This window comes from Mesorhizobium sp. M7A.F.Ca.AU.001.01.1.1 (assembly GCF_004022735.1).
Classification (GTDB): domain Bacteria; phylum Pseudomonadota; class Alphaproteobacteria; order Rhizobiales; family Rhizobiaceae; genus Mesorhizobium; species Mesorhizobium ciceri.
Window position 1 is genome coordinate 1 of sequence record NZ_RZPF01001263.1, and the last position, 804, is coordinate 804.

Genomic DNA, 804 nt, shown 5'->3' on the forward strand with positions numbered 1-804 from the left:
CTGCTGGATATGGTCGATGCCGCCATGGACGAGGCGGAAGGCGCCCGGAACCGCAATCGCAAGGTCGGACAGCAGCGGGCCGCTTGCCGCCTCGCCGGCCACGTCGACGCGCAGGATGGTTTCCGCACCGGCCGCCGGCAGCAGCCGCGCTGCCAGCTCGGCCGGCAGCTGCGGCCTGATGGCGCCGAGCAGGCTGCGTGTGATCTCGGAGCGTGGGTCGGCAAACACCGACCAGACCGGCCCTTGCTCGACGATGCGTCCGGCGTCGATCAACGCCACGCGGTCGGCGATGGAACGGATCACCTCCATCTCATGGGTGATCAAAAGGATGGTCAGGCCAAGCTGCCGGTTGATGTCCTTGAGCAGTGCGAGGATGGAGCGCGTCGTCTCCGGATCGAGCGCCGAGGTGGCTTCGTCCGACAGGAGCAGCGCCGGGCGCGCGGCAAGCGCCCTGGCGATGCCGACCCGTTGCTTCTGGCCGCCCGACAGCGACGCCGGATAGGCCTTGGCTTTCTCCGACAGGCCGACAAGATCGAGCAGTTCGGCGGCGCGCTTCAGCCTCTCGGCTTTCGGCCGGCCCTCGATCTTCAGCGGCAGCGCCACATTGTCCTCGACGGTCTTGGCCGACAGCAGGTTGAAATGCTGGAAGATCATGCCGATGCGCCGCCGCAGCGGCTGCAGGTCGCGCTCGCCGAGCCGGCTGATCTCGCGGCCCTCGATGAACACCTCGCCGGAGTCAGGCCGTTCCAGCCCGTTCAGGCAGCGGATCAGCGTCGATTTGCCGGCGCCGCTGCGGCCGATGAT

At 68.4% G+C, this 804-nt stretch carries 1 protein-coding gene; it reads right to left on the reverse strand.

What is annotated here, in order from left to right; translation table 11 throughout:
• A partial coding sequence (locus EN884_RS37540; protein WP_164895496.1) for a methionine ABC transporter ATP-binding protein occupies positions 1-804 on the reverse strand: 804 nt, incomplete at both ends.